The organism is Rhizobium sp. BK049 (assembly GCF_014193135.1).
In the GTDB taxonomy this organism is placed as follows: domain Bacteria; phylum Pseudomonadota; class Alphaproteobacteria; order Rhizobiales; family Rhizobiaceae; genus Rhizobium.
Map to the genome: position 1 here is coordinate 52152 of NZ_JACHYV010000017.1, position 24461 is coordinate 76612.

Sequence of the window (24461 nt, forward strand, 5' to 3'; positions counted from 1 at the left end):
GAATGAACGCCGATCTGTCCAGAGGCGGCTGGTCTCGTCTGCATGCTCGCGGAGACAGAGAAAAGCGACACTTCCACGCAGCTCCTAATCCGCACTCGCCACCTTCTGCGGCGTCGGCGGCGCGGCGGCCTTCAACTTCTCTCCGAGCTTCTTGAGAATGTTTGTCGATTGCACCGAGAGCATGCGCGGCCGGATGAGCTGCGGCAATCCGTCCTGCGGCTTGGCGGCGGCGGTCTTGGCGAGATCCTTTTCCGAGGGCGGGGGGGGTTCGACGCCGGGGATGGGGCGCAACGTCACACCCTGATGGGCGTAGTCCATGGCGCGCTTGAAGGTCATCGCAGGCAGTGAGCCGCCCGTCATGTTGTTGGTCGAGGTATAGTCGTCATTGCCGAACCAGACGGCGCAGGTGTAATTGCCGGTGAAGCCGACGAACCAGGCATCGCGATAGGCTTGGGTCGTGCCGGTTTTGCCGGCTGTCAGGATGCCGTTGTCGAGTGCCGCCTTTCGTGCCGTGCCGACATAGGGGACCCGCGACAGCATCTGGTTCATGTAGGCATCGGCCTGCTCGGACAGCACGCGTTTCGGCGCCGGCTCGTCACGATCAAAGTCGTAGAGCACATCGCCTTCGTAATCGAGGATCTGGGTAATGCCGTGGCGGCGTGATTGATAACCGCCGGCCGGGAAGGTGGCATAGGCTGTCGCCTGATCCAGCACCGTCACCTCCGATGTCCCGATCGGGATTGTGACGTCGTCGCGGATCGGCGTTTCGACGCCGAGGTTTTTCGCCATCGCCCGGATCGGCTGGATGCCGAGCTTTTCCTTGGCAAGCCGCACCGGCACGGTATTGATCGACTGGGCGATCGCCGTCTCGAGCGTGATGCGGCCGACATAGCGGTTGGCGTAATTATGCGGGCTCCAATTGCCCCAGGAAATCGGCGCGTCGACGATCGTCGTCTGCGGCGTCATTCCGCTCTCCATCGCCAGCGCGTAGGTATAGACCTTGAAGGAGGAGCCGGGCTGACGCAGCGCCTTGGTGGCGCGGTTGAACTGGCTCTCACCGTAATCCCGCCCGCCGACCATGGCGCGTACGGCGCCGCCGTTCTCGATCATCACCATGGCGCCTTGCTTGGCGTGATAAGCCTCGCCATATTCGCGCAGCGACGTCTCGACCGCATCTTCGGCCGCCTTCTGGATGCCCATGTCGATCGTCGTGCGCACGATCAGCGAGTGCTGGTGGAAGCGCGGCGAAAGCCGCTGCACTTCGTCGAAAGCCCAGTCGAGGAAGAAATCCGGCGATTCCACCTCGTTGCGATCGACGACGGTCGCCGGATTGCGTCTGGCGGCGATCACCTGACCTTCGGTCATCAGACCGCTCTGCACGAGATTGGTCAGCACTTCGTTGGCGCGCGCACGCGCCGCCGGCAGGTTTACGTGCGGCGCATATTTGGCCGGCGCCTTGAACAGGCCGGCCAGCATCGCCGACTCGGCAAGGTTCACATCGGTGATATTCTTGCCGAAATAGAACTGCGCCGCCGCAGCAGCGCCAAAGGTGCCGCCGCCCATATAGGCGCGATCGAGATAGGTGGAGAGGATTTCCTTCTTGGAAAGGTTTGCCTCGAGCCACAGGGCCAGGAACGCTTCGGTGATCTTGCGGTCGAGCGAGCGCTCGTTGGAAAGGAAGAGGTTCTTGGCCAGCTGCTGCGTCAGCGTCGAGCCGCCCTGCACGACTTCGCCGGCCTGGGCGTTGGTCACCATCGCGCGGAAGAGGCCGACCACGTCGATGCCGAAATGGTCGAAGAAGCGCCGGTCTTCGGTGGCAAGGACGGATTTGATCAGGGAATCCGGCAGCTCGTCGATCGGTACGGAATTCTGGTGGATGACGCCGCGATGGCCGATGACGTTGCCGTAGCGGTCGGTGAAAGTGACGGCGAAATCGCCGCGATTGCGCCAGTCCTCCTTGGTCGCCTCGAAGGCCGGCTGGGCAAGCACCAGCATCAGCACCGCGCCGGCCGCCCCGAGGGTCAGCCCTTCGCCGGCGAGCTCGAAGACAATGCGTTTCCAGCCGCGCACGCGGAAGCGGCGGAAGAAGATGGTGGTGTCTTCCCAGATCTCTGCGGCGCGGAAGCCGGCGTTCCAGACGGTCGAATCGATCCACGAATCGATGCGCAGCAGAATGTGGCGGCTCCTGGTCGGCCGCCTACCCACCGTGTCACCGGTTCGCTTGTCTGCTTCCTTTTCAGGCCCTTTTTCAGGGTTGTCCGGATCCTGCACGTCCTGTATTCCCGCCTGATCGCGCTTGCCTCATGTCCGGTCGCCGGAAGCGACGAAAGCGCGAGGCCCGATCGCCCGAAAGCTCTCCGATACCAGGAGCATGCTGAAGAATTGATTGATTTTGCCGCGGATAACAAGAGAGATAGAGTGGCGGTCACGTGATTTTGCGGGCCGCTGTTGCAAGAAACGGACGATGAACGATCTGCCCTTCTGGAAGAAGAAGACGCTTGCCGAAATGACCTCCGCCGAATGGGAAAGCCTCTGCGACGGCTGCGGCCTCTGCTGTCTCAACAAGCTCGAGGAATGGGATAGCGGCGATATCTATTTCACCTCGGTCAGCTGCAAACTGCTGGACGGCCACAGCTGCCGCTGCTCCAGCTATGAGAACCGCTGGGATTTCGTGCCGGACTGCGTGCAGCTGACCAGGGAGAACGTGCCCGAGATCGCCTGGCTGCCGCCGACCTGCGGCTACCGGCTGATTAATGAGGGCCGCGATCTCTACTGGTGGCATCCCCTTGTCTCCGGCGATCCCGAGACCGTCCACGCCGCCGGCATTTCCGCCCGCGGCCGCACGATCAATGAAAACGAGATCGATGTCGACGATCTCGAGGATTACGTCGTTGACTGGCCGCTGACCGTGGGCGCGGAAAAGGATGAAGAAGAAGCGTGAGCGGCGGTCATAATTCCACTGCTGACAGGAAGCGCCGCAATTCCGTCTCCACATAGGCGTCCACCGGACCGCCTGCGCCAAAGCCCCACCAGGTGAGCGATCCCTGCCATTGTGACAGCATCAGTCGGGCGATCGTTTCCGGCGCCTTCGCCGAGCCGAAACATTGTGCGATCGCCGCCGTCAGCGTCGTTCCCCAGGCCGCACCTCGGGCGCGCAGCGCCGGATCGCGAAAATCCTCGCGCAGGACCAGCAATCCCTCACCATAGGCGGCGGCATCGTCGCCGTAATCCTGCGACAGGCCGACGAGCAGCGCGACGGCGCCCTCCGGCGTTTTCGCCACGCTGCCGGCAAGCCGCTCTGTTTCCGCATCCAGCCGGTCCCAGGCGTACAGTAGCGCGGCGCGCAACATCGCCGCCTTTGTCGCGAAACGCTGAACCAGTGTTGAACCGGAAAGGCCGCTCGCCTTCGCCACCGCAGCAAACGTTGCTGCATCCGGCCCTTCGGCATGGATCAGGGCCAGCACCATGGCGAGAAGTTGTTCGTCGGAAAGGGTGCGGCGGCGCGGCATGAATTTCCTCTTGCGTTCATTTTTAATATGAACAAACATTCGTTTATATTCAATAAGGCCGGTGGCAATCGACCGGCTCTCGGTTCTAGCGTGGAGGATGGAAACGTGACAGCGGATTTGCAGGGGAAAGTGGCCTTGGTGGCGGGCGCGACGCGTGGCGCCGGCCGAGGCATTGCGGTGGAACTCGGCGCTGCCGGCGCCACCGTCTATGTGACGGGTCGCACAACACGCGCCGGGCAATCCGAATATATGCGGCCGGAAACGATCGAGGAGACGGCCGAGCTGGTGACGTCGGCTGGCGGCAAGGGCATTGCCGTGCAGGTGGATCATCTCGTTCCGCATGAGGTCGAGGCGCTCGTCGCGCGCATCCGGACGGAAGTCGGCCGGCTCGACATCCTCGTCAATGACATCTGGGGCTGCGAAAAGCTGTTTGAATGGGACAAGGCGGTCTGGGAGCATTCGCTGGACAAGGGCCTGCGCATGCTGCGGCTCGGCATTGAGACGCATTTGATCACCGCCCATTACGCGCTGGCGCTGATGATCGAGCGGCCGGGCGGGCTGCTGGTGGAGGTAACCGACGGCACGGCAGAATACAATGCCACGCATTACCGGCTCTCGCCCTTCTACGACCTCGTCAAGACGGGCGTCACCCGCATGGCCTGGGCTCATGCGCAGGACTTAGCCAAATACGGCGCCACCGCCGTTTCGATCACCCCCGGCTGGCTGCGCTCGGAAATGATGCTAGAGGCCTATGGCGTGAGCGAGGAGAATTGGCGCGACGCGACCAAGGTGCAGCCGCATTTCGCCATTTCCGAAACTCCGCGCTTCATCGGCCGTGCCGTAGCGGCCCTGTCAGCCGATCCCGACCGCGCCCGCTGGAACGGCCAGTCGCTGTCGAGCGGCGGGATGGCGAAGTCGTATGGTTTCGACGACGTCGACGGTTCGCGGCCGGATTGCTGGCGCTATCTGGTGGAAGTGCAGGAGCCGGGCAAACCGGCTGATGTAACCAGCTACCGGTGAGGCTGACCGCCGCCCTTGGGCGCGCCGCTGCCCTGAGGCGCGGTTTGGGCCGCCGTCTTCATCTGTCCGGCGAAGCTGGTTTCCGGCTTCGTCGCCAGCTTGTCCTTCTTCGGCTTGCGGGCCTCGCGATTGCTTCTCAGCTGTCCTTTTGCCATGGATGGATCTCCCGTTGGACTGGTATTGAAAGCTGTTGGCCGCGCGTTACCCGCCTGCAGAATTTGACCGGCGGCTTGGTTCGGCGTTCGCGCGGCAATCCCTGGATCGCATAGCGGTTGCAGACGGGGGTGACCGGTTTCGGTTGCTTCTTCGGTTTGCCGAAATGGTATTCGAGCGCCTGTAAGAGCATGGCCGGCGAGGTGACGCCCTCCTGGAACAGCTTGATCAGCAGCATGGCTGCGGCGTTGCAGGCCTGTTCGTCCTCGACCGGGATTTTTGTTGTATAGCCGGCGGCGTCGAGCACACCCTGAAGCATGTCGAGATCGGATGACGTCAGATAGGGCTTATCGGAAGTGGAAGACATCGACGTCCTCCTTTCGTCGGGGCGGGGGTTATGAAACCCTCAGTCGGCAGCGCCCGTGCGATGGCTGCCGAAGCTGAAACAATGCGCCTTTCGCCGGAGCAACGCAACGGGATTTTCGCGGCTGACAGAGGCTCTGGCGCAGGCACAGCTCGCACCTCCGAGATGCTGGGCATGATGATCATTGCGCCGCCCGACAGGCTGGCTGACGGGCGAGGGCTGTCCACGGCCCCTCAAGAGCTGCGGCCCGACGGCCGTTATATTTCGCCTTTGTGGAAATAGGCCTCGAGGCGGTAGCCGTCCGGATCGATGACGAAGGCGGCATAATAGAAGCGGCCGTAATCCGGCCGGATGCCTGGTTCGCCGTTGTCCGTGCCGCCGGAGGCGATCGCAGCCGCATAGAACGCGTCGACCGCAGCCTCGTCCGGCGCGACGAAGCAGAAATGCAGCCCGGACTGCATGTCGGCGACAACGGGGCGCGCAACCTGCATCACCCAGAGGCCGACCTGTTCGAAACCGTAGCCGATCATGCCGTCGGAATTCGACAGGCGTTCATATCCGAGCGGCGCCAGCGCCGCGTCGTAGAAGCGGCGGGCTCTTTCGAGATCTTTGACGCCGATGGAGATATGATCGAACATGGACCTCAAACTCCGTTCATCCTAGGCTGGCCGGCAGCATCTTTCAACGGCAGCTCCAAGTCAACGAGAGAACATGCGTCGAACAGGCGCGCCGGATGACCGGTCCCTCTTGCGAGGCCAGCCGGGGCGCGACCTACTGCAGCTGCGGCTTTTTCAGGAAGCTGTTGCGGTCGGCGGATTTGATCCGCAGCCAGGCCTCCCGGCCGTTGCGCAGAATCCGCATCGGAATCTCGGCGCCGGCTGGGCCGCTGCTCCAGAGCTTGCGGTAGAAATCGGCTAGGCCATCGACCTCTTCGTCGCGGATTTCCGAAATGATATCGCCCTGACGCAGGCCGGCCTCGGCGGCCGGGCCGCCTTCGGCGACGCTCATCACCACCACGCCGCCACTGCTTTCGGCGGAGAATGCGCCGAGCCAGGGCCGCGGCGGTTTGTTGACCTGGCCGCGGTTCAAGAGATCGTCCAGGATAGGCGGCAAAAGATCGATCGGAACGATCATGTTGATATCGGCCACCTCGCCGTCCTGGCTCATCTGCAGACGAAGCGAACCTATGCCGAGAAGCTTGCCGTCCGCGCCGATCAGCGCCGCGCCGCCCCATGCGGGATGAGCCGGCGCGGTAAAAATCGCCTCATCCAGCAGATATTCCCAATAACCGGCGAATTCCTGCCGGGCCACGATGTTTGCCTGGACATATTCGCCAATGCCGTCGGCAAGCACGACGGGATCTCCGGGCTTGGCCGCGGCCGCATCGCCGAAATCCACCGCCGGCGCGTTCAGAGCGCCGAGCGCCTGCACCAGTCCGAAACCGCTCTCCTGGTCATAGGCAAGCGGATGGGCGGGAACCACCCGGCCGTCCAGGGTCGTCAGCCAGACTTCCTCGGCCTCGGTAATGAGATAACCGATAGTCAGCACCAGCCCATTGTCGCGAATGACCACGCCGCTGCCCTCGCGGACGGTGCCCAGCGTCTCCGCCGTGAAAGCATCTTCCGGAATGGTGGAACGGACGGCCACGACTGACCGCAAGATAGGATCGATATTCATGCTTTCATCCCGATGGGCGCCGCCGCGCAACGCCGAAAGCCGGCACTTCTCCTTCCATAGGTAAGGAGATGAAGGGGCGGCGGCAAGGTTGGAGCGGCGGGAATTTCCGCCACCGCCTCTCCTGGCATCGAGGAATACCGGACTATGCGGGGGTGGTAGGGCGCTGCGCAACAATATACAGTCAATCCAGGAATCAGACGTGCACGGATCACGACATGAAGGACTGGCATCCCGATCTCAGCCGCAGCAGCAGCCCGCGCTACATGGCGATCGCCGATCTGATCGAAATGGATCTGCGCGGCGGTCACTTGGTAGCAGGTGACCGGCTGCCGCCGCAGCGCGAACTTGCCAAACGGCTGAACGTCGATTTCACCACGGTGGCGAGAGGATATGTCGAGGCGCAGAAGCGCGGCCTCGTTGATTCCCATGTCGGTCGAGGCACTTTCGTCACCGGCGCTGCCGTCAGGCAGCACCAGGACTTAGGCGCCGATTACGCGCCCGATCCCCGCCGTGCGTCGGTTGTCGACTTCTCGATGAACCTACCGCCGGAACCGGACGATCTGGAGTTGATCGCCCGCATGCGTGAAGGCATGTCGGCGGTAGCCGCGAGTCTGATCCCGCTTTTGCGTTATCAAGGCTTCGGCGGCTCAGTCGTGGACAAGGAGGCCGCCGCCGCCTGGCTCGGCCGCCGCGGTCTGACGCCCTCGCAGGAGCGGTTCTTCGTCACGCCGGGCGCCCATCCGGCTCTCCTGGCAATCTTCGGCCTGCTGGCCAAGCCCGGCGAGACCGTACTTTCGGAAATCATCACCTATCCCGGGATGCGCTCGATCGCAGCCCAGTTGCGGCTCAATCTTGCCGGCCTCCCGATGGACGGGGATGGAATCCGGCCGGATGCTTTGGCCGCGGCCTGCGAGCGGTTGAAGCCGAAGGCGCTCTACCTCAATCCGACGCTGCAGAACCCGACGACGCTGACGATTCCCGCCGGACGCCGTGAGGAAATCGCAGCCGTCGCCCGCAAATATCACCTGCCGATCGTCGAGGATGATGCCTACGGCTTCATTCCGCAAGAAGGGCCTGCGCCGATTGCGGCGACGGCGCCCGATCTGACCTGGCATATTGGCGGCCTGGCGAAATGCCTCGGCGCGGGCCTGCGCCTTGCCTATGTTGTGGCGCCCGACACCAGGGCGGTGTGGCCCTTCGTCAGCTCCATGCGCGCAAACAATGTCATGGCCTCGCCGTTGAATATGGCACTCGCCACCCGCTGGATCGAGGATGGCACGGCTGATGCGATCCTCCGCTTCATTCGCGCAGAGGCGGGCGCCCGCCAGCAGATGGTCGCCGCCGTTCTGCCCGCCGGCAGCTACCGCGCCGATCCGATCAGCTTCAATATCTGGCTGCCTCTGGCCAACGGCTGGACCCGTTCCACCTTCGGCAGCCATATGCATTCCGCTGGCATCGGCGTGGTGGCAAGCGATGCCTTCACGGTCGAGGGTGCCGCGCCCGAGGCCGTCCGGGTCTGCCTCGGCGGCCCGATTGCACGCCAGAAATTGCAAGGCGCATTGGAGTTCATGGCCCACGCGCTGGAAGGACCGCCGGAGATGGCGGCTTCGTTCTTTTGATCCGGCTGCGTCGCGGCCTGCCAGGCCGCTCTTCGAATGGTTTGCGCCCATCTGCGACCGGCCCCTTGATCGTTCGGGGGCTTCTGCGGCAATCTGGCAGATTGATCGGTGTCTTCCGTACAATGTATTTGTATTGAATGCATACATTGCGCGGCATTGAATGAGCCGTGAGATAGGATCAATCATCATGGACACGGAATATCCCCCGCTTCCTCCGATGCAGACCGGCATCAGGGGGCGCTGCCCGCGATGTGGGCAGGGTCATATGTTCAAGGGCTTCCTGACGCTGCAGCCGCAGTGCGAAGCCTGCGGCCTCGATTATTCTTTCGCCGATCCGGCTGACGGCCCGGCCTTCTTCGTCATCTGCTTCGCCTGCATCCCGAGCGTGTTGCTCGGCGTCTGGCTGGAGGTGGCTTTCTCGGCGCCGATCTGGGCGCATCTTCTCGTCACCGGTCCCTTCATGCTCGCCACCTGCATTCCGCCGCTCAGGCCACTGAAAGGCTGGCTGGTCGCCAGCCAGTATTTCTATAAGGCGGAAGAGGGCAAGCTGGCCTGAAGCTGCGGGCTACTTCAGCGCGACGCGCAGGCGCGGCGTCGCGAAATCGATGAGGGCCCGCAGTTTCAGTGGCACCAGCCCCTGCGAGGGATAGACGAGATGCACCGGCGCCGGCTGCGGTTCGAAATCGGCAAGCAGTGGCGCCAGCAGGCCTGCCTTCTCGGCGCGGGCGGCCTGGTAGGAGAGCACGCGGGTGATGCCAAGACCGGCGACGGCTGCATCCACGGCCGCCTCGGCGGTGTTGACGGCAAGTCGTGATCGGATCGGCACAACGAGGTCGCGTTTGCCCTCGACGAATGTCCAGCTTCGCGTCGAGGCCATGCCTTCGAACGTGATGCAGTCATGCACCGAAAGATCGCTGGGGTGGCGGATTGCGCCGTGCCGGGCAACATAATCCGGGTTTGCATAGACCGTGCGGCGGATCGCGCCGAGCCTTGTGGCGATCAGGCTGCTATCGGCCAGATTGCCGATCCTGAGCGCCAGATCGATATGATCCTCGACGAGGTTCGCCAGCCGGTCGCCCAGCATCAGCCTGAGATTGATATCGGGATAGGCCTTCAGAAAATCCACGACGATGGGCAGGACATGCAGCCGACCGAAGACGATCGGCGCCGTCATCGTCAGCTCACCCTTCGGTGCGCGGTATTCGCCGGCCGCCGTCCGCTCCGCCTCTTCCAAGCGGTCGAGAATCTCCCGCGCCGCCTCGACATAGGCGCGGCCGGCCTCCGTCAACCCGATCTTCCGGTTGGTCCGTTGCAAGAGCCGGGCGCCCAGATGTGCTTCGAGTTCTGAAACCTTGCGGCTGACGGTGGCAAGCGGCGAGTGCAGATGCCGCGAGGCGGCCGACAGGCTGCCTTGTTCGACGACGGTGAGAAGCACGGTCATGGCTTCGAGGCGGTCCATCCTATCCTTCCATAAATTGGAAATCTGTCTTTCAGATTAGCATTCTACTCCAACTCAGCGGAAGGCCGTAGATTCGCTGCCGATGGTTCCGAGCAGCCATCGCTAATCGCCTTCGTTGCCAGAGGAGCCATCATGAAACTCTACCATCACCCGCTATCCGGCCATTCGCATCGTGCCCATCTTTTCCTGTCGCTGCTTGATGTGCCCTATGAACTGTTCGAGGTCGACCTGGCGGCAGGCGCCCACAAAACGCCGGAGTTCCTCAAGCTCAATCCCTTTGGCCAGGTGCCGGTTCTCGATGACGACGGCACGATCATTGCCGATTCCTCCGCCATCCTCGTCTATCTCTCGCGCAAATACGGCCGCACCGATTGGCTGCCGGAGGAAGCGGTTGCTGCGGCGCGGATACAGAAATGGCTGTCGGTCGCCGCGGGCGAGATTGCCTACGGGCCGTGTGCGGCCCGTCTGGTCACTGTCTTCGGCGCTGATTTCCGTACGGAGGAGGTGATTGCCCGGGCGCACCGCATCCTCGCACTGGTCGAGGCGGAGCTCGGCGGCGACAGCTTCCTGCTCGGCGACAGGCCGACGATTGCCGACATCGCGCTTTACAGCTACATCGCCAATGCGCCGGAGGGCAATGTCGATATCTCGGCCTATCCGAGCGTCCGCGCATGGCTTGCGCGCATCGAGGCGCTGCCAAGTTTCGTCGGCTTTCGGAAGACGAAGATCGGCCTTGCCGCATGAACAGTCGCCGGGGCGGATTGCCGTCCCGGCTTCCCGATAATCCCACAAGGAGGCCATGATGCTGAATGAGACAGGACAGGGTGCCGCATCGCCCTGGCATGAGGGCGAACTTGCCATGCAGCGCAGTATCGGCGTGGTCGACCGCATGGACGGGCCAGGGCGCAATTTCATTCGCAAGGCCATGCCCGAACAGCACCGCGCCTTCTTTCCGATGCTGCCTTTCGTCGTGCTCGGCGCGGTCGACGCCAAGGGCAATGTCTGGGCGACGGTGCGGGCGGGGCGCCCGGGATTCATGTCCTCGCCGGTGCCGGAGGCTCTCGACGTGGATCTGCGCCGCGACCCGGACGATCCTGCCGACGCAGGCATGGAAGATGGAGACGCGATCGCGCTGCTCGGCATCCAGCTCGAGACCCGCAGGCGCAATCGGCTGAACGGCGTGATCCGCAGGACGGATGCCGAGGCTTTCCGCCTGCGGGTCGGCCAGAGCTTCGGCAACTGCCCGCAATATATCCAGCCGCGCTCAGCCGTCTTTGTCCGCGATCCCGATAAGCCCACCTCGATGCGGCCGCTTCGCTCCGTCAGCCTCGACGACCGGGCGCGGCGGATGATCGGGAGCGCCGATACGTTTTTCGTCGCCTCCTATGTCGATCGTGAGAATGGTGAGCGGCAGGTGGATGTCTCCCATCGCGGCGGCAATGCCGGCTTCGCGCGGCTCGGTACCGACGGCGTGCTGACCATCCCCGATTTTCCCGGCAACCGGTTCTTCAACACGCTCGGCAATCTTCTCGTTAATCCGACGGCCGGGCTGGTCTTCGTCGATTTCGAAACCGGCGATATGCTGCAGATCACCGGAAGGGCCGAAATATTGCTGTCTTCGCCTGAACTCGCCAGCTTTGAAAGGGCCGAAAGGCTGTGGCGTTTTAAGCCCGAGAGCATCGTGCTTCGCCCGGATGCCCTGCCGTTGCGCTGGAGCCGCAATCTCGACCGCGGAGAAGGTAGGTGAGCATGATGCTCGCTGATGTTCTTACCAATCGCTACAGTCAACTCAATACAGGAGAAAGATCATGTCCAGCCTCGTCCCGCCCTTCACCCTCGAGACCGCCACCCGGAAGGTTCGTCTCGCTGAGGACGGCTGGAACAGTCGAGATCCCGAGCGCGTCTCGCTCGTCTATACGCCGGATAGTCGCTGGCGCAACCGCGCCGAATTCATCAACGGCCGCGCCGAGATCGTCGCTTTCCTCACCCGCAAATGGGCCAAGGAGCTGGATTACCGGCTGATCAAGGAAATCTGGGCCTTTACCGATAATCGCATTGCCGTCCGCTTTGCCTATGAATGGCACGATGACAGCGGCAACTGGTTCCGCTCCTACGGCAATGAGAATTGGGAATTCGACGCGACGGGCTTGATGCAGCGCCGTTTTGCCTGCATCAACGATCTGCCGATTCGGGAAACACAGCGCAAATACCACTGGCCGCTCGGCCGGCGGCCGGATGACCACCCCGGCCTAACCGAGCTCGGTCTTTAAATCGCGTCGCAGGCGACATCGGCCGCTGTCGCATGACGACGCCCGTCAGGCGATCGCGGCAATGTGGGTCAATGTCAATGACTACTTCCGCGCCGGCGGCCGCATCTGCCTCGTCGGCGCCTTCGCGCTCCACGACACCCGTGAGCGGTTTTTCTCGGCGACCGCTGGTTATTTCATCCGCTGGATCGATGCGTCGCGTTCGGCCTCATGCGGGCCGGCTGTGCTGAGGCGGAGGCGCAGACGCTGGCTGAGGAAGGCGTCTGCGGCATTCAGGGTGCTCTGGTTCTAATGGCGCGCACTTAGGAACAGAGCCTCTTCACCCGGTCGCTGGAAACCGGCTTGAGGCCGCAGCGCAATGAGCCCGGGCCTTACATCCGCACCGCTTTGCTGTATTTCTCAGCGCTGCTGTTGAGGCTGCTGGCTCGGACGGGTATTCTCGCGCTCAGGGCGAATCTGGCGCCACTCATTTTCCATCTGGTCGAGGACATGCTGGGGAATAGTGGGCTGTGTGTTGGCGGGCGCCTGCATCGGAAGTCTCCTCTTGTGGTGGTAAGGCTTCAGGGCAAGAAAATGCATCGCATAAGCCAAAAGGAATGTAAATCAGGGGCTTAGGCACTTAAAACGATTAAGTTTATTTTAATCGATTAAGACGATTTTAACCGTAACGTTTACGGGAAGCGCGGAATGGTTGTCCACATGGACCGTGTATTCTTTTTTGATGCGGTGCGCCAAGAGCTTTTCAAAGGCGGGCTGACTCAGCCTCAGGTGGTGGGCATGACGGCGATTCTCGACGCCTGGGAAAAGCGGTTCACCCAGGCCGATCGCCGATGGCTCGCCTATATCCTTGCCACAGCCTATCATGAAACCGCCTATACGATGCAGCCGGTGCGCGAGACGCTGGCCGAAAGCGATCTGCGCGCAGTCGAGATCCTAGAAATCGCCTTTGCCGCGGGCCGGCTCTCCTGGGTGAAGACGCCCTACTGGCGGCCGGACGAGCATGGTCGCTGCTGGCTCGGGCGCGGACTGGTGCAGCTCACCCATAAACGGAATTACGAGACTATGAGTGCGCTGACCGGCATCGATCTCGTCGCCGATCCCGATCGGGCAATGGAGATGGATGCGGCGGTGACGATCCTGATCGAAGGCATGCTGCAGGGCAGCTTTACCGGTCACAAACTCGCCGATCACCTGAATGCGACGACCGAGGATTGGGTCAATGCGCGCCGCATCGTCAACGGCACCGACCGGGCCGAGAAGCTTGCGGGTTACGCCATGGCCTTCCATGCGGCACTGCGTCCGGATGCCGCGCAGGACCGGCCGCGCGGTTGAAGGCCTGCGGCGCGCGTGTTATCGCGCGGGCCAACCCTCTGGAATCTGACAGGAGCTTCCGCGTGATCCGCCATATCGTCTTCTTCACCGTGCAGGAGGAACATCTGGAGGAGGTGAGGGCGGGACTTTCGATCCTGACCGGCATTCCGCACGCGCGACTGCTGGAAATCGGTACGAACGTGAAGACCGATCAGCTGGGCACCGAGATCGATCTTGTGGTCTATGGCGAATTCGATGATGCGGCGGCTCTCGCCGCTTACAAGGCGCACCCCGATTACCAGCGTTCGATCGAGCGCGTGCGTCCCCTCCGGGAAAAGCGCATCGCTGCCGATTACGACAGCCGCACGGCGGTGACGCGGCCGCTCTGAACTTGCAATCGATTGGCTCGAGCCGGGCAGTGCTTAAGCTTCGATTGGATGAGCGATCTTCTGGAGTAGAATCGCACAGTTGAATAAACTTCTGAGCCACTGAAGGCGCCTTTTACAAAAGCCGCGGCAAGCGATTCAGAAGATTCGCAAATCCGCCTGCCTACGAGGTGGCGGGGCTCGGCTGCAATGACTGCGCGCCACGCACCAGCGTCATCAGCATCATCACGAAAGCCAGCGACAATGCCGCAAGCACGGCTGCGGCGAATAGCGCCGGGCTGGTGCCGGCGCGATCGAGGATGGCGGTGAAGACGACGGGAGCGACGGCATTGGCAAGGTTTTGCGGCAGCGACAATCGGGCCGACTGCAGGCCGAATTCGCGCGGCGAAAACAGGGCCAGCGGCAGAAGCGCGCGGGCGACGGTCATCACGCCGGCGCCGAAGCCGTAGAACAGGATGAAGGTGACGAGCAGCGGCGTCGAAGGACTGGCGACCAGCATCACTAGGAAGCCCGTCAGCATCAGCCCGATGCCAGTAGCGGCGCTGAGGATCGGATTACCGCGCCGGCCGAGCAGCATGTCGAGGAACCGTGCCGAGATGCCGAGAATGCCGCGGGCCGAGCCGAGTTGCAGCGCGAAAGCCGGCGAGGCGCCGGACTGGCGGAAGATCTCCAGCAGCGATGGCGAGATGCCGAAGGTGATGAAGGTGGTGATGGTCGTCGAGGCGGCGATCAGCAGAAAGGCTCTGCGCCGCGCCGCCTTCGACAGCGTCACCGGGGCGATGTCGGCCGCGCCGCCGCCGACCTGGGCGGCGATCGGGCTGGGCAGGGCGGAAAGATGCAACGGCAGGCATAGGAACAATTGTAGCGCCGCGCAGATGAGGAAGGTCAGGCGCCACCCGAAGGTGTCGTTGAGCAGGCTGAGGATCGGCCAGAAGACAGCGCTCGAGAGCCCGGTGAACAGCATCAGGACGGCGATGACGCGCTTGCCGTTCATCCCTTCGCGCTCCACGACTGCAGTGTAGGCGGGCGCCGACAGGCCAAGCGCGCCGCCGACGCCGATCACCATCCAGGCGGCGGAATAGAGAATGACGCCGTTTGCGCCGGCAAGCAGAGAGAGGCCGAGCGCAAAGGTCACAGAAGCCGCCGAAAGCACCCGGGCGGCGCCATAGTGGGCAAGGCAGCGACCGGTCACCGGACCGAGGATCGCACTGACCATCATCATGATCGTCAGGCCGGCGAACGCCACCTCGTTCGCCATGCCAAGATCGGCCGCCACGATGCGGCCCATGACTCCGAGCATGTCGAAGGTCGTGCCCCAGCCGATCAGCTGGGTGACGGCGAGGACGATGACCGTCTGCGCCGAGCGGAAGCGAAAGGAAATGAGCATCGGTGCTGAAACGGCCTGAAACGGGAGCAACCAAGCCATAACAGTTTCGATCCCCCGGTGAAAGCAGCCGCCGTCGATTCGGATTGCAGCCCGGCGCTTTTTCTCCAGCCGGAAATAGAGATCGGCCGATACAATTTCAGGACGACCTGCTGCGCACGGAAATCGGCGATATCGACCGGCTTGCCGCCGCTTTCCCGGTAACGCTGTGGCCCAATCGCCGACCACCGGTCGACTTGCCCGCGGCGCGATGGCAAAGGCATTGATCCCGTCTGGCGAGGTTCATTTGGGGAGCGGAGAAAGCGCCGCCTCTGCCTGCTGCGAACGTGGTTTCCGATCGCAGGAATCGTTTTTGTCGAACAGGCGAGAATGGTTCTAAACGCCCTGTATTACAGCGCATTCATTTGCCATTCAGGTCGCGTGGGTACATATTCGCAGCAAGTTGGAATTACCTTGAAAGCGTAAGACATGGCCTTTCCTCTGAGCGTCGCAGTAGTGGCCGCCGGACTGGTGGCATCGGCGCCCTCACCGGACGGCGCGGGCACCCTCGTCCTGCGCGTTGCTGGCGATTGCAGCGCCGCCGCAGCCCAGGTCGTCGAACAGACGGGCGGGCAGCTCCTATCCGTGCAACCGGTGGGCGATAGCTGCATCATTACCGTTCTCGTGTCGGGCAATGGCCAGCGTCCACGCAAGGTAACGGTAAAGGTTCCGATGTAAGCGGAATCGGTCTATTCAAACATGATCGATTTGAAGCGGACGAAGGCGGACCGATGCGCATCCTGGTAATCGAAGACGACGTCAACCTGAACCGGCAGCTGACCGACACATTGAAGGAGGCGGGCTATGTCGTCGACCAGGCGTTCGACGGCGAAGAGGGCCATTTCCTCGGCGACACCGAACCCTATGACGCCATCATTCTCGATATCGGCTTGCCGGAGATGGACGGTGTGACGGTGCTCGAAAAATGGCGCGGCGCCGGCCGCGGCATGCCGGTCTTGATCCTGACGGCGCGCGACCGTTGGAGCGACAAGGTCGCTGGCATTGACGCCGGCGCCGACGACTATGTCACCAAGCCTTTCCATGTCGAGGAAGTTCTGGCGCGCATTCGGGCCTTGATCCGGCGCGCCGCCGGCCACGCATCCTCCGAGATCGTCTGCGGGCCGGTGCGGCTCGACACCAAATCGTCGAAGGCGACAGTCAACGGCACGACGCTGAAGCTGACCTCGCACGAATATCGCCTGCTCGCCTATCTCATGCATCACATGGGCGAGGTCGTCTCGCGCACCGAGCTCGTCGAGCACATGTACGATCAGGATTTCGACCGCGATTCCAACACGATCGAGGTCTTTGTCGGCCGTCTGCGCAAGAAGATGGGCGTCGATCTGATCGAAACGGTGCGCGGTCTCGGCTACCGCATCCAAGCGCCGAAACATGCGAATTAAGTCGCTCACCGCACGCGTGTTGCTGCTGACCACGGTCTGGTCGACGGTGGCCCTGGTGGTGATCGGCCTGCTGATCTCGACGCTCTACCGTAAGAGCGCCGAACGCGGTTTTCAGGATCTGCTGCGGGCGCAGCTCTATAACGTCATCAATTCGGTGACGATCGGCGATCAGGGGGCGTTGAGCGGCAGCCCGCAGCTCGGCGACCTGCGTTTCGCCCAGCCGAAGACCGGCTGGTATTGGGTAGTGGAGCCGCTCGGCACTTATACCACCGCGCCGCTGGTCTCGCCCTCTCTCGGCTCGGCGCTCATTCCGGTACCCTCCGTCGTCGAGGCGCCTTTCGACAAGAATTATGAGCGCTACTACCAGGTGACTGATGCCTCCGGCAACCGCGTGCAGGTGGCCGAAACCGAAGTGGTGCTCGACACCGACGGGCGAGCGGCGCGCTTCCGCGTCACCGGCAATGTCGACGTCGTCGAGGACGATGTCCGCACCTTTTCCCACAGCCTCTATCTGGCGCTTGCCGGTTTCGGCGTCGGCAGCCTGATCGTCAATGCGCTGGCGATCCTCTATGGCCTGAAGCCGCTCGACAAGGCGCGCGCCGCGTTGGAGCGCATCCGCGCCGGCGAGAGCGAGCAGCTGAAGGGCGACTTCCCGCGCGAAATCCTGCCGCTCGCCAACGAGGTCAACGCGCTGATCGACAGCAACCGCCGCATCGTCGAGCGGGCGCGCATGCAGGTCGGCAATCTCGCCCATTCGCTGAAGACGCCGATTGCGGTTCTCCTCAACGAGGCACGCGTCCTTGAAAAGTCTCATGGCGAACTGGTGCGCAGCCAGGCGGAATCGATGCAGGGGCAGGTGCAATCCTATCTCAACCGGGCCCGCATCGCCGCCCAGCGCGAATCCGTGCTCGCCCGCACCGATGCCGAACCGGCGCTGGAGCGGCTGGTGCGCGTCATGCGCCGGCTGAACGTCGATACCGAATTCGATCTTGTCGTGTCGCCGCCGCATCTTGCCGTTGCCATGGAACAGCAGGATCTCGAGGAAACCGTCGGCAATCTCCTGGAAAATGCGGCGCGTTTCGCCAAGAGCAGGGTGCGGCTTTCGGCCGTCGAGGCTGGCGAGGACGTGAAAGGGGCGGAGGCGAGCGCCCGTCGACGCTGGGTGGAGCTTGCCGTCGAGGATGACGGCCCCGGCCTTGAGCCCGACCAGATCCGCGAGGCGCTGAAGCGTGGCCGCAGGCTCGACGAAAGCAAGCCTGGAACCGGCCTGGGCCTTTCGATCGTCACCGAAATTTCCAACGAATACCAGGGAAGGCTCGAACTGTCCCGCGGTGAATGGGGCGGGCTGAAGGCGAAGCTTATCCTGCCCGGCGTCACAAAGGATGTTGCATGACCAACTGCTTGATGTCACAAGGATAGTGGCAAATGTATAGCATGCTTTGCCACATTGCTGACACGGGGACGCTGCACTTCGATCGGCTGAATTTGACCTCTGATCGTGGTTCGACGCAATGATTCTACGCTCGCAAGGCATGATGGTTTCCATCCTTCTTCTCGCCGTCGCGCTCACCGGCTGCACGACGACGAAGGGTGCCGCTTCGCGTGGCATTTTTTCGAGCAAACCCTCCGCCTCGGCCGCCTTCATCACCGCGCTCCAGGGCGGCATCGTCGGCCGCAGCGGCGTGAGCTTGAGCGATAGCGACAAACAGCGGGCCCTCGAGGCGGAGTATCGGGCGCTCGAAGGGGCGGCGGTCGGCCAACCGGTGGTCTGGAGCGGCAAGGAGGTCACAGGCAAGGTCGTGGCGGCCGCACCCTATCAGGTCGGCTCGCAGAACTGCCGGCAATATACCCATACGCTGACCGTCGACGGCAAGGAAACCGTGGCACGGGGTGCGGCCTGCCGCAACGACGACGGCAGCTGGTCGCCGCTCGGCTGAAGTCGTTCAGCCTAAATTGCGGCGAATAGCCTCAAATCTTCGTCATTCCGGCTTTGGCAGTTGGAATAGGCGTGTGCTTCACGTATTTGGGCCGATATGCTGTTCTGGATTCTCGTTGCCGTTCTGACGGCAGCCGTCGCCGTCATCCTGCTCTATCCCCTTCTGCGTGGTGCGAAGGCGGCGCAGAACAGCCGCGCCGGCGAGGCGGCAGTTTATCGCGACCAGTTGCGCGAACTCGACCGCGATCTTGCTGGCGGGCTTATCACGCCTGAGGAGGCTGATTACGCCAGGGCCGAAATCGGCCGGCGGCTGATCGCCGTCTCTGCCGGCGAGCCGGAGACGATAGATAAACCCGCACGGCATCATCGTCTCACCGAAGTCTTCGTCCTCTTGATCCTGCCGGCGCTCGGGCTCTGTCTTTATTTGACGACGGGCAGGCCGGATCTGCCGTCGCAGCCGCTGGAAGCGCGGCTGGAAAATCCCGGCGACGACGTGGCGGTGCTGATCGCCAAGGCGGAGCGGCATCTGGCTCAGAATCCCGACGACGGCAAGGGCTGGGACGTACTGGCGCCGATCTATTTCCGCACGATGCGGATTGCCGATGCCGAGGTCGCCTACCACAATGCGATCCGGCTTCTAGGCCCGAGCCCGATCCGGCTCGACGGCCTTGCCGAGACGCTGATGGCGGTTTCGGACGGCGTCGTGACGGAGGAAGCGCGTCAGGCGCTGGAACAGTCGCTGACGCTGGAGCCCGATAATCCGCGTGCCCGCTTCTACATCGCGCTCAGCATGGAACAGGCGGGACGGGCCGACGAGGCCCGCCGGGCTTTCGAGGCGCTGGCGCAGCAATCGCCGGCCGATGCACCCTGGCTGCCGCTGGTCAATGAACATATCGCCAAGAACGGCGGTGCGGCTCAGCCGGTTGCGCCTGGCGGACCGACGTCGGAAGATGTGGCGGCGGCTGGAAACATGAGCGCCGGCGATCGCCAGCAGATGATCCGCGGCATGGTCGAAAGCCTTGATGCCAAACTCAGCGAGGATCCCAACAATTTCGAGGGATGGATCCGGCTCGTCCGCTCTTACGCCGTATTGAACGATAAGAATCGCGCGGCCGACGCCCTGAAGCGCGGGCTGGCCGCCTTTCCGCCGTCCGGCGAGCAGGGCCGGCAATTGCTGGCGCTTGCCAGGGAACTTGGCATTGCCACGGAGGGAATGACGCAATGACGCGCAAGCAGAAGCGCCTTGCCGTGATTGCTGGCGGGATGAGTTTCATCCTGGCGGCGGTGTTGTTGGTGATGTTCGCCTTCAGCCAATCGGTGGCTTATTTCTACATGCCGGCCGATCTTGCCAAGACGCCGGTGGCGCCGGAGACCCGCATCCGGCTCGGCGGCCTGGTCGGGGCCGGCAGCGTCGTGCGCGGCGCCGGTTCGACGGTGGAGTTTTCCGTCACCGACGGCAGCGCCAATGCGGTGAAGGTCAGATATACCGGCATCCTGCCCGATCTGTTCCGCGAGGGCCAGGGCGTTGTCACCGAGGGCATGTTTGCCGCAGGCAGCAACGTCTTTGTCGCCGACACTGTGCTTGCCAAGCATGACGAGACCTATATGCCGAAGGAGGTGGCCGACAAGCTGAAGCAGCAGGGGCTGTGGCAGGAAGGCCAAGGGGGAGCAGGCCAGGGGCAGGAGGCGAAAGCAACGCCATGATCATCGAGATCGGCCATTACGCTTTGGTGCTGGCGCTGGCGACGGCGCTGATCGTCTCGATCGTGCCGGTGATCGGCGCCCGCCGCCATGATCCGGCGATGATGGATGTGGCAAGCGTCGGCTCACTTGTGATGTTTGCGCTCGTCGCCTTTGCCTTTGCCGTCTTGACCTATGCCCATGTCGTCTCCGACTTCTCAGTCGAGAACGTCTGGGAGAATTCGCATTCGCTGGTGCCGCTGATCTACAAATATTCGGGCGTCTGGGGCAATCACGAGGGATCGATGATGCTCTGGCTGCTGATCCTGGCGCTGTTCAGCGCCCTGGTCGCGATCTTCGGCGCCAATCTGCCGGAGACGCTGAAGGCCAATGTACTTGCCGTGCAAGCCTGGATCTCGCTCGCCTTCACCCTGTTCATTCTCTTGACCTCCAATCCCTTCCTGCGGCTCGATCCGGCCCCGGCCGAGGGCCGCGATCTCAATCCGGTGCTGCAGGATATCGGGCTCGCCATCCATCCGCCGCTGCTCTATCTCGGCTATGTCGGCTTTTCCGTCTGCTTCTCCTTTGCCGTGGCAGCCCTGATCGAAGGCCGCATCGACGCCGCTTGGGCGCGCTGGGTCAGGCCGTGGACCCTGGCGGCCTGGACCTGTCTGACGCTCGGCATCGCCATGGGCTCCTACTGGGCCTATTACGAGCTCGGCTGGGGCGGCTGGTGGTTCTGGGATCCTGTGGAGAACGCCTCCTTCATGCCTTGGCTTGCCGGAACCGCGCTGCTGCATTCGGCCCTCGTCATGGAAAAGCGCGAGGCGCTGAAGATCTGGACGGTGCTGCTTGCGATCCTGACCTTCTCGCTGTCGCTGATGGGCACCTTCCTGGTGCGCTCCGGCGTGCTGACTTCGGTGCATGCCTTCGCCAGCGATCCCACCCGCGGCGTCTTCATCCTCTCGATCCTCTTGATCTTCATCGGCGGGGCGCTGTCGCTGTTTGCCCTGCGGGCGCCGAAGCTTTCGGCCGGCGGGCTGTTTGCGCCGATCTCGCGTGAAGGGGCGCTCGTCCTCAACAATCTGATCCTGACGGTCGCCTGCGGCACGGTGCTGACCGGCACCCTCTATCCGCTGCTGTTGGAGACGCTGACCGGCGACAAGATCTCCGTCGGGCCGCCTTTCTTCAACCTGACCTTCGGCCTGCTGATGGCGCCGCTGCTCGTCATCGTGCCGTTCGGGCCGCTGCTGGCCTGGAAGCGCGGCGATCTGCTCGGCGCCCTGCAGCGGCTCTATGCCGTTGCAAGCCTGGCATTTCTTGCCGCGGTGGCCTTCTTCTATCTCCAACATGGCGGGCCGGTGTTATCGGTGCTCGGGCTGGCGGCCGGGCTGTTCCTGATCCTCGGCGCCATTGCCGATCTCTGGTATCGGGCCGGCATCGGCAAGGTGGCGGGCTCCATCGCCTGGCGCCGCCTGTTGGGCCTGCCGCGCTCAGCCTTAGGCACGGCGCTCGCCCATGCCGGGCTCGGCGTCAGCGTGCTCGGCATCGTCGCCGTCACCACCTTCCAGAGCGAACATGTCGTCGAGATGAAGCCGGGCGCCACGGTCGAAGCCGGTGGCTACAGCCTTGAGTTCGACGGCATGCGAGCGGGCAGGGGACCGAACTACACCGAGGAGCGCGGCCACTTCACCATCCGCCGCGCCGGTGTCACCATTGCCGATACCTGGTCGGCCAAGCGGCTCTACACCGCCCGGCAGATGCCGACGACGGAGGCGGGCATCCTGACCTTCGGCCTCAGCCAGCTCTATGTCTCGCTCGGCGACGCCACCAAGGACGGCGGCATCGTCGTGCGCATCTGGTGGAAGCCGTTCATCCTGTGCATCTGGGGCGGCGCCTTGATCATGGCCGCCGGCGGCTGCGTGTCGCTCTCCGACCGGCGCCTGCGCGTCGGCGCCCCGCGCCGAAAGGCGAAGGCCGCAGCTCCTGCGATGGAGCCGGCGCAATGATGCGTCTCTCCCGTCTCCTCGTCGCCGTGTTCGTGTTCTTCGCACCCGTTTCCGCCTTCGCCGTCAATCCCGACGAGGTGCTGGCGGATCCGGCGCTGGAGGCCCGCGCCCGGGCGCTATCGGCCGAACTGCGCTGCATGGTCTGCCAGAATCAGTCGATCGACGATTCCAATGCCGAGCTCGCCAAGGATCTCCGCTTGCTTGTGCGTGAGCGCATCAGCAACGGCGACAGCGATGAGGCGGTGCTCAACTATATCGTCTCGCGCTACGGCGAGTTCGTGCTTCTGAAGCCGAGGTTCAGCGTGAGGACGCTGTTGCTCTGGGGCGCCCCGGTGCTGCTGGTCCTTGCCGGCGGCGCGTCGCTGCTCGTCTTTGCGCGCAAGAGGACAGGCAGGCCGACCGGAAGCAAGCTGACGCCGGAAGAGCAGGCGAAGCTGAGTGAGCTTTTAGATAAGTAACGCTGGATGGCGATCCTTCGTCGCGATGGCCCGAATTCGGCAAGCAGAGATCACAAACATTACCAACTTTTCATTGGCTGGACAGTTCGCAGTAAGGTGCGCCATCCTATATCTTAAGTCATCGACTGATCCGGCGCCGCCGGTCTGAAGATCTAAGAACAAGAGAAGGTGCTCCAATGCTCAAGAATTTCAACGGACGTCCGTCCCTCGCCACGGTGCTCAAGGCTTCTACCGTCGCCGGTATCGCAGCCGCTGTGCTCGCAACCGGCGTTCCGCTCGAAATCACCCGGTCTTACGCTGAAGCTGTCAAGGTTCAGGCGCCTGCCGTGCCGAGCTTCGCCAATGTCGTCGATGCCGTTTCACCCGCCGTCGTTTCCGTTCGCGTCGAAAACCGCGTCAACCCCGTCGCCGACAATGACGGCTTCTCCTTCGATTTCAACGGCCGCGGCTTCGACGATCTGCCTGACGATCACCCGCTGAAGCGGTTCTTCAAGCAGTTCGGCCAGGATCCGAACGACCAGCAGGGCCACCAGCGGCGCTTCGGCCAGAATGGTCCGGGTGGCCCGAATGGTCCCGGTAAGGGCCGTCTGCGCCCGGTCGCTCAAGGCTCCGGCTTCTTCATCTCCGAAGACGGCTATATCGTTACCAACAACCACGTGGTTTCCGACGGCCAGGCCTTCGTTGCGGTCATGAATGACGGCACCGAACTCGATGCCAAGCTGATCGGCAAGGATCCGCGCACTGATCTCGCCGTCCTCAAGGTCGACGGCAAGGGTAAGAAGTTCACCTATGTCAACTGGGCCGACGACAACAATGTCCGCGTCGGCGACTGGGTTGTCGCCGTTGGCAATCCCTTCGGTCTCGGTGGCACGGTGACGGCCGGCATCGTTTCGGCCCGCGGCCGCGACATCGGCTCCGGTCCCTATGACGATTACCTGCAGGTGGATGCGGCCGTGAACCGCGGCAACTCCGGCGGTCCGACCTTCAACCTCAACGGCGAAGTCGTCGGCATCAACACGGCGATCTTCTCGCCTTCGGGCGGCAGCGTCGGTATTGCCTTCGCGATTCCCGCCTCGACCGCAAGGGATGTCGTCGCCGATCTGATGAAGGATGGCCAGGTTTCCCGCGGCTGGTTGGGCGTCCAGATCCAGCCGGTGACCAAGGATATCGCCGAGTCCATCGGCCTTTCCGAGCCGAGCGGCGCCCTCGTTGTCGCCCCGCAGCCCGGATCGCCGGGTGACAAGGCCGGCATGAAGGCCGGTGATGTCGTCACCGCACTCAATGGCGAAACGATCAAGGATGCCCGTGATCTCAGCCGCCGCATCGGCGCGATGCAGCCGGGCAGCAAGGCCGAGCTTTCGGTCTGGCGCGCCGGCAAAGCCCAGTCGCTCACCGTCGAACTCGGCACGCTGCCGGCCGATCAGAAGGATGCCAACGCCGACGACAACAACAATCAGCCGCAGCAGCCTGAGGCACCGGCTTCCGAGAAGGCGCTTGCCGATCTTGGCCTGACCGTCGGCCCCTCCGATGACGGCAAGGGCCTGACGATCACCGGCATCGATCCCGACTCTGACGCCGCCGACAAGGGCATCAAGGAAGGCGAAAAGATCACATCGGTCAACAATCAGGAGGTTTCCACTGCCGCCGATGTCGTCAAGGTGCTGAATCAGGCCAAGAAGGACGGCCGCACCCGCGCGCTGTTCCAGATCCAGTCCAGCGAAGGAAGCCGTTTCGTCGCGCTTCCGATCAACGGCCAGGGCTGATCCGCAAAGAAAATCGGAGCCGTG

26 protein-coding genes and 2 pseudogenes are annotated in these 24461 nt (G+C 63.2%); 19 read left to right on the forward strand and 9 right to left on the reverse strand.

From position 1 onward, the window contains the following. Positions 1–84: 84 nt before the first annotated feature. Positions 85–2271 (reverse strand): PBP1A family penicillin-binding protein, encoded by a 2187-nt coding sequence (locus tag FHT70_RS18405; RefSeq protein ID WP_183703746.1) that lies wholly within the window; start codon positions 2269–2271, stop codon positions 85–87. Positions 2272–2464: 193 nt separating this feature from the next. Here FHT70_RS18405 and FHT70_RS18410 point away from each other — a divergent pair, with 193 nt between their 5' ends. Beyond that, positions 2465–2941 (forward strand): YcgN family cysteine cluster protein, encoded by a 477-nt coding sequence (locus FHT70_RS18410; protein ID WP_097599828.1) that lies wholly within the window; start codon positions 2465–2467, stop codon positions 2939–2941. A gap of 7 nt (positions 2942–2948) precedes the next feature. On the opposite strand, the gene FHT70_RS18415 is transcribed toward FHT70_RS18410, so the two are convergent. Continuing rightward, positions 2949–3509 carry a TetR family transcriptional regulator gene (locus FHT70_RS18415; protein ID WP_097599934.1) on the reverse strand — a complete coding sequence of 187 codons (561 nt, stop codon included), beginning with the start codon at positions 3507–3509 and terminating at the stop codon, positions 2949–2951. Positions 3510–3614: 105 nt separating this feature from the next. Between FHT70_RS18415 and FHT70_RS18420 the strand changes: the two genes are divergently transcribed. Further along, the gene (locus FHT70_RS18420; protein ID WP_183703749.1) at positions 3615–4529 is read left to right on the forward strand and encodes an SDR family oxidoreductase; all 915 of its coding nucleotides are present in this window, start codon (positions 3615–3617) and stop codon (positions 4527–4529) included. Here the strand turns inward: FHT70_RS18420 and FHT70_RS18425 are convergent. The 4 genes from FHT70_RS18425 to FHT70_RS18440 form a co-directional block, all read right to left on the reverse strand. Then, positions 4520–4684: a hypothetical protein gene (locus tag FHT70_RS18425; RefSeq protein ID WP_171049179.1), complete on the reverse strand. Its 165-nt coding sequence runs from the start codon at positions 4682–4684 to the stop codon at positions 4520–4522. The genes FHT70_RS18420 and FHT70_RS18425 overlap by 10 nt on opposite strands. Beyond that, entirely contained in the window at positions 4666–5049 is a 384-nt protein-coding gene (locus tag FHT70_RS18430; protein WP_246721880.1) for a hypothetical protein, read from the reverse strand. Before FHT70_RS18430 ends, FHT70_RS18425 begins: the two co-directional genes overlap by 19 nt. Before the next feature lie 254 nt (positions 5050–5303). Then, the gene (locus tag FHT70_RS18435; RefSeq protein ID WP_183703752.1) at positions 5304–5684 is read right to left on the reverse strand and encodes a VOC family protein; all 381 of its coding nucleotides are present in this window, start codon (positions 5682–5684) and stop codon (positions 5304–5306) included. Between the two features lie 133 nt (positions 5685–5817). After that, positions 5818–6723 carry a S1C family serine protease gene (locus FHT70_RS18440; protein WP_183703755.1) on the reverse strand — a complete coding sequence of 302 codons (906 nt, stop codon included), beginning with the start codon at positions 6721–6723 and terminating at the stop codon, positions 5818–5820. 215 nt (positions 6724–6938) lie between these two features. Here FHT70_RS18440 and FHT70_RS18445 point away from each other — a divergent pair, with 215 nt between their 5' ends. Both FHT70_RS18445 and FHT70_RS18450 read left to right on the forward strand, forming a co-directional pair. After that, the gene (locus FHT70_RS18445; RefSeq protein ID WP_183703758.1) at positions 6939–8342 is read left to right on the forward strand and encodes a PLP-dependent aminotransferase family protein; all 1404 of its coding nucleotides are present in this window, start codon (positions 6939–6941) and stop codon (positions 8340–8342) included. Between the two features lie 187 nt (positions 8343–8529). After that, positions 8530–8898, forward strand: a complete 369-nt coding sequence (locus FHT70_RS18450; protein ID WP_085777495.1) for a DUF983 domain-containing protein — start codon at positions 8530–8532, stop codon at positions 8896–8898. Positions 8899–8907: 9 nt separating this feature from the next. On the opposite strand, the gene FHT70_RS18455 is transcribed toward FHT70_RS18450, so the two are convergent. Then, positions 8908–9801, reverse strand: a complete 894-nt coding sequence (locus FHT70_RS18455) for a LysR family transcriptional regulator (RefSeq protein WP_183703761.1) — start codon at positions 9799–9801, stop codon at positions 8908–8910. Between the two features lie 132 nt (positions 9802–9933). On the opposite strand from FHT70_RS18455, the gene FHT70_RS18460 reads away from it, so the two are divergent. The 4 genes and pseudogenes from FHT70_RS18460 to FHT70_RS18475 form a co-directional block, all read left to right on the forward strand. Then, on the forward strand, positions 9934–10545 hold the full coding sequence (locus FHT70_RS18460; protein ID WP_183703762.1) for a glutathione S-transferase: 612 nt from the start codon (positions 9934–9936) through the stop codon (positions 10543–10545). A 58-nt stretch (positions 10546–10603) separates the two neighbouring features. Then, on the forward strand, positions 10604–11548 hold the full coding sequence (locus tag FHT70_RS18465) for a pyridoxamine 5'-phosphate oxidase family protein (RefSeq protein WP_183703765.1): 945 nt from the start codon (positions 10604–10606) through the stop codon (positions 11546–11548). 61 nt (positions 11549–11609) lie between these two features. Beyond that, on the forward strand, positions 11610–12071 hold the full coding sequence (locus tag FHT70_RS18470; protein ID WP_183703768.1) for a nuclear transport factor 2 family protein: 462 nt from the start codon (positions 11610–11612) through the stop codon (positions 12069–12071). A 16-nt stretch (positions 12072–12087) separates the two neighbouring features. Further along, positions 12088–12371 (forward strand): annotated as a pseudogene (locus tag FHT70_RS18475) (TetR/AcrR family transcriptional regulator); the annotation flags it as partial. Positions 12372–12467: 96 nt separating this feature from the next. On the opposite strand, the gene FHT70_RS30605 reads toward FHT70_RS18475, so the two are convergent. After that, entirely contained in the window at positions 12468–12599 is a 132-nt protein-coding gene (locus tag FHT70_RS30605; RefSeq protein WP_259668252.1) for a hypothetical protein, read from the reverse strand. Between the two features lie 156 nt (positions 12600–12755). Between FHT70_RS30605 and FHT70_RS18480 the strand changes: the two are divergent. Together FHT70_RS18480 and FHT70_RS18485 are read left to right on the forward strand one after the other, a co-directional pair. Beyond that, positions 12756–13429 (forward strand): annotated as a pseudogene (locus FHT70_RS18480) (hypothetical protein); the annotation flags it as partial. Positions 13430–13462: 33 nt separating this feature from the next. Next, positions 13463–13768 carry a Dabb family protein gene (locus tag FHT70_RS18485; RefSeq protein WP_183703774.1) on the forward strand — a complete coding sequence of 102 codons (306 nt, stop codon included), beginning with the start codon at positions 13463–13465 and terminating at the stop codon, positions 13766–13768. 160 nt (positions 13769–13928) lie between these two features. Here FHT70_RS18485 and FHT70_RS18490 read toward each other — a convergent pair whose 3' ends face one another. Further along, a complete protein-coding gene (locus FHT70_RS18490) occupies positions 13929–15152 on the reverse strand; it encodes an MFS transporter (protein WP_183703898.1) in 1224 nt (407 codons plus the stop codon). A gap of 465 nt (positions 15153–15617) precedes the next feature. Between FHT70_RS18490 and FHT70_RS18495 the strand changes: the two genes are divergently transcribed. The 9 genes from FHT70_RS18495 to FHT70_RS18535 all read left to right on the forward strand — a co-directional run bounded on the left by FHT70_RS18495 (position 15618) and on the right by FHT70_RS18535 (position 24437). Then, positions 15618–15866 (forward strand): hypothetical protein, encoded by a 249-nt coding sequence (locus FHT70_RS18495; RefSeq protein ID WP_085777498.1) that lies wholly within the window; start codon positions 15618–15620, stop codon positions 15864–15866. 53 nt (positions 15867–15919) lie between these two features. Then, positions 15920–16591 (forward strand): response regulator transcription factor, encoded by a 672-nt coding sequence (locus FHT70_RS18500; protein ID WP_085777499.1) that lies wholly within the window; start codon positions 15920–15922, stop codon positions 16589–16591. Beyond that, entirely contained in the window at positions 16581–17984 is a 1404-nt protein-coding gene (locus FHT70_RS18505) for a HAMP domain-containing sensor histidine kinase (RefSeq protein WP_064706664.1), read from the forward strand. The genes FHT70_RS18500 and FHT70_RS18505 overlap by 11 nt, the downstream gene beginning before the upstream one ends. A gap of 118 nt (positions 17985–18102) precedes the next feature. Beyond that, complete coding sequence (locus FHT70_RS18510; protein ID WP_085777500.1) at positions 18103–18528, forward strand: hypothetical protein; 426 nt, start codon at positions 18103–18105, stop codon at positions 18526–18528. A gap of 96 nt (positions 18529–18624) precedes the next feature. Next, positions 18625–19752 (forward strand): c-type cytochrome biogenesis protein CcmI, encoded by a 1128-nt coding sequence (ccmI, locus tag FHT70_RS18515; RefSeq protein ID WP_183703778.1) that lies wholly within the window; start codon positions 18625–18627, stop codon positions 19750–19752. After that, positions 19749–20231 (forward strand): cytochrome c maturation protein CcmE, encoded by a 483-nt coding sequence (gene ccmE, locus FHT70_RS18520; protein WP_183703781.1) that lies wholly within the window; start codon positions 19749–19751, stop codon positions 20229–20231. Before ccmI ends, ccmE begins: the two co-directional genes overlap by 4 nt. Continuing rightward, complete coding sequence (locus tag FHT70_RS18525; protein ID WP_183703784.1) at positions 20228–22216, forward strand: heme lyase CcmF/NrfE family subunit; 1989 nt, start codon at positions 20228–20230, stop codon at positions 22214–22216. The genes ccmE and FHT70_RS18525 overlap by 4 nt, the downstream gene beginning before the upstream one ends. Next, a complete protein-coding gene (locus FHT70_RS18530) occupies positions 22213–22674 on the forward strand; it encodes a cytochrome c-type biogenesis protein (RefSeq protein ID WP_097599817.1) in 462 nt (153 codons plus the stop codon). The genes FHT70_RS18525 and FHT70_RS18530 overlap by 4 nt, the downstream gene beginning before the upstream one ends. Positions 22675–22850: 176 nt before the next feature. Further along, positions 22851–24437, forward strand: a complete 1587-nt coding sequence (locus tag FHT70_RS18535; RefSeq protein WP_085777505.1) for a Do family serine endopeptidase — start codon at positions 22851–22853, stop codon at positions 24435–24437. Positions 24438–24461: the final 24 nt, after the last annotated feature.

Bases quoted from the DNA above. Each gene is read 5' to 3' on its own strand.
- FHT70_RS18465 (WP_183703765.1), top strand. From the start codon at position 10,604: ATGCTGAATGAGACAGGACAGGGTGCCGCATCGCCCTGGCATGAGGGC.
- FHT70_RS18430 (WP_246721880.1), bottom strand. From the start codon at position 5,049: ATGTCTTCCACTTCCGATAAGCCCTATCTGACGTCATCCGATCTCGAC.
- FHT70_RS18535 (WP_085777505.1), top strand. From the start codon at position 22,851: ATGCTCAAGAATTTCAACGGACGTCCGTCCCTCGCCACGGTGCTCAAG.
- FHT70_RS18445 (WP_183703758.1), top strand. From the start codon at position 6,939: ATGAAGGACTGGCATCCCGATCTCAGCCGCAGCAGCAGCCCGCGCTAC.
- FHT70_RS18505 (WP_064706664.1), top strand. From the start codon at position 16,581: ATGCGAATTAAGTCGCTCACCGCACGCGTGTTGCTGCTGACCACGGTC.
- FHT70_RS18510 (WP_085777500.1), top strand. From the start codon at position 18,103: ATGATTCTACGCTCGCAAGGCATGATGGTTTCCATCCTTCTTCTCGCC.
- FHT70_RS18460 (WP_183703762.1), top strand. From the start codon at position 9,934: ATGAAACTCTACCATCACCCGCTATCCGGCCATTCGCATCGTGCCCAT.
- FHT70_RS30605 (WP_259668252.1), bottom strand. From the start codon at position 12,599: ATGCAGGCGCCCGCCAACACACAGCCCACTATTCCCCAGCATGTCCTC.
- FHT70_RS18435 (WP_183703752.1), bottom strand. From the start codon at position 5,684: ATGTTCGATCATATCTCCATCGGCGTCAAAGATCTCGAAAGAGCCCGC.
- FHT70_RS18490 (WP_183703898.1), bottom strand. From the start codon at position 15,152: ATGCTCATTTCCTTTCGCTTCCGCTCGGCGCAGACGGTCATCGTCCTC.
- FHT70_RS18470 (WP_183703768.1), top strand. From the start codon at position 11,610: ATGTCCAGCCTCGTCCCGCCCTTCACCCTCGAGACCGCCACCCGGAAG.
- FHT70_RS18425 (WP_171049179.1), bottom strand. From the start codon at position 4,684: ATGGCAAAAGGACAGCTGAGAAGCAATCGCGAGGCCCGCAAGCCGAAG.
- ccmE (WP_183703781.1), top strand. From the start codon at position 19,749: ATGACGCGCAAGCAGAAGCGCCTTGCCGTGATTGCTGGCGGGATGAGT.
- ccmI (WP_183703778.1), top strand. From the start codon at position 18,625: ATGCTGTTCTGGATTCTCGTTGCCGTTCTGACGGCAGCCGTCGCCGTC.
- FHT70_RS18495 (WP_085777498.1), top strand. From the start codon at position 15,618: ATGGCCTTTCCTCTGAGCGTCGCAGTAGTGGCCGCCGGACTGGTGGCA.
- FHT70_RS18440 (WP_183703755.1), bottom strand. From the start codon at position 6,723: ATGAATATCGATCCTATCTTGCGGTCAGTCGTGGCCGTCCGTTCCACC.
- FHT70_RS18450 (WP_085777495.1), top strand. From the start codon at position 8,530: ATGGACACGGAATATCCCCCGCTTCCTCCGATGCAGACCGGCATCAGG.
- FHT70_RS18530 (WP_097599817.1), top strand. From the start codon at position 22,213: ATGATGCGTCTCTCCCGTCTCCTCGTCGCCGTGTTCGTGTTCTTCGCA.
- FHT70_RS18455 (WP_183703761.1), bottom strand. From the start codon at position 9,801: ATGGACCGCCTCGAAGCCATGACCGTGCTTCTCACCGTCGTCGAACAA.
- FHT70_RS18500 (WP_085777499.1), top strand. From the start codon at position 15,920: ATGCGCATCCTGGTAATCGAAGACGACGTCAACCTGAACCGGCAGCTG.
- FHT70_RS18410 (WP_097599828.1), top strand. From the start codon at position 2,465: ATGAACGATCTGCCCTTCTGGAAGAAGAAGACGCTTGCCGAAATGACC.
- FHT70_RS18415 (WP_097599934.1), bottom strand. From the start codon at position 3,509: ATGCCGCGCCGCCGCACCCTTTCCGACGAACAACTTCTCGCCATGGTG.
- FHT70_RS18525 (WP_183703784.1), top strand. From the start codon at position 20,228: ATGATCATCGAGATCGGCCATTACGCTTTGGTGCTGGCGCTGGCGACG.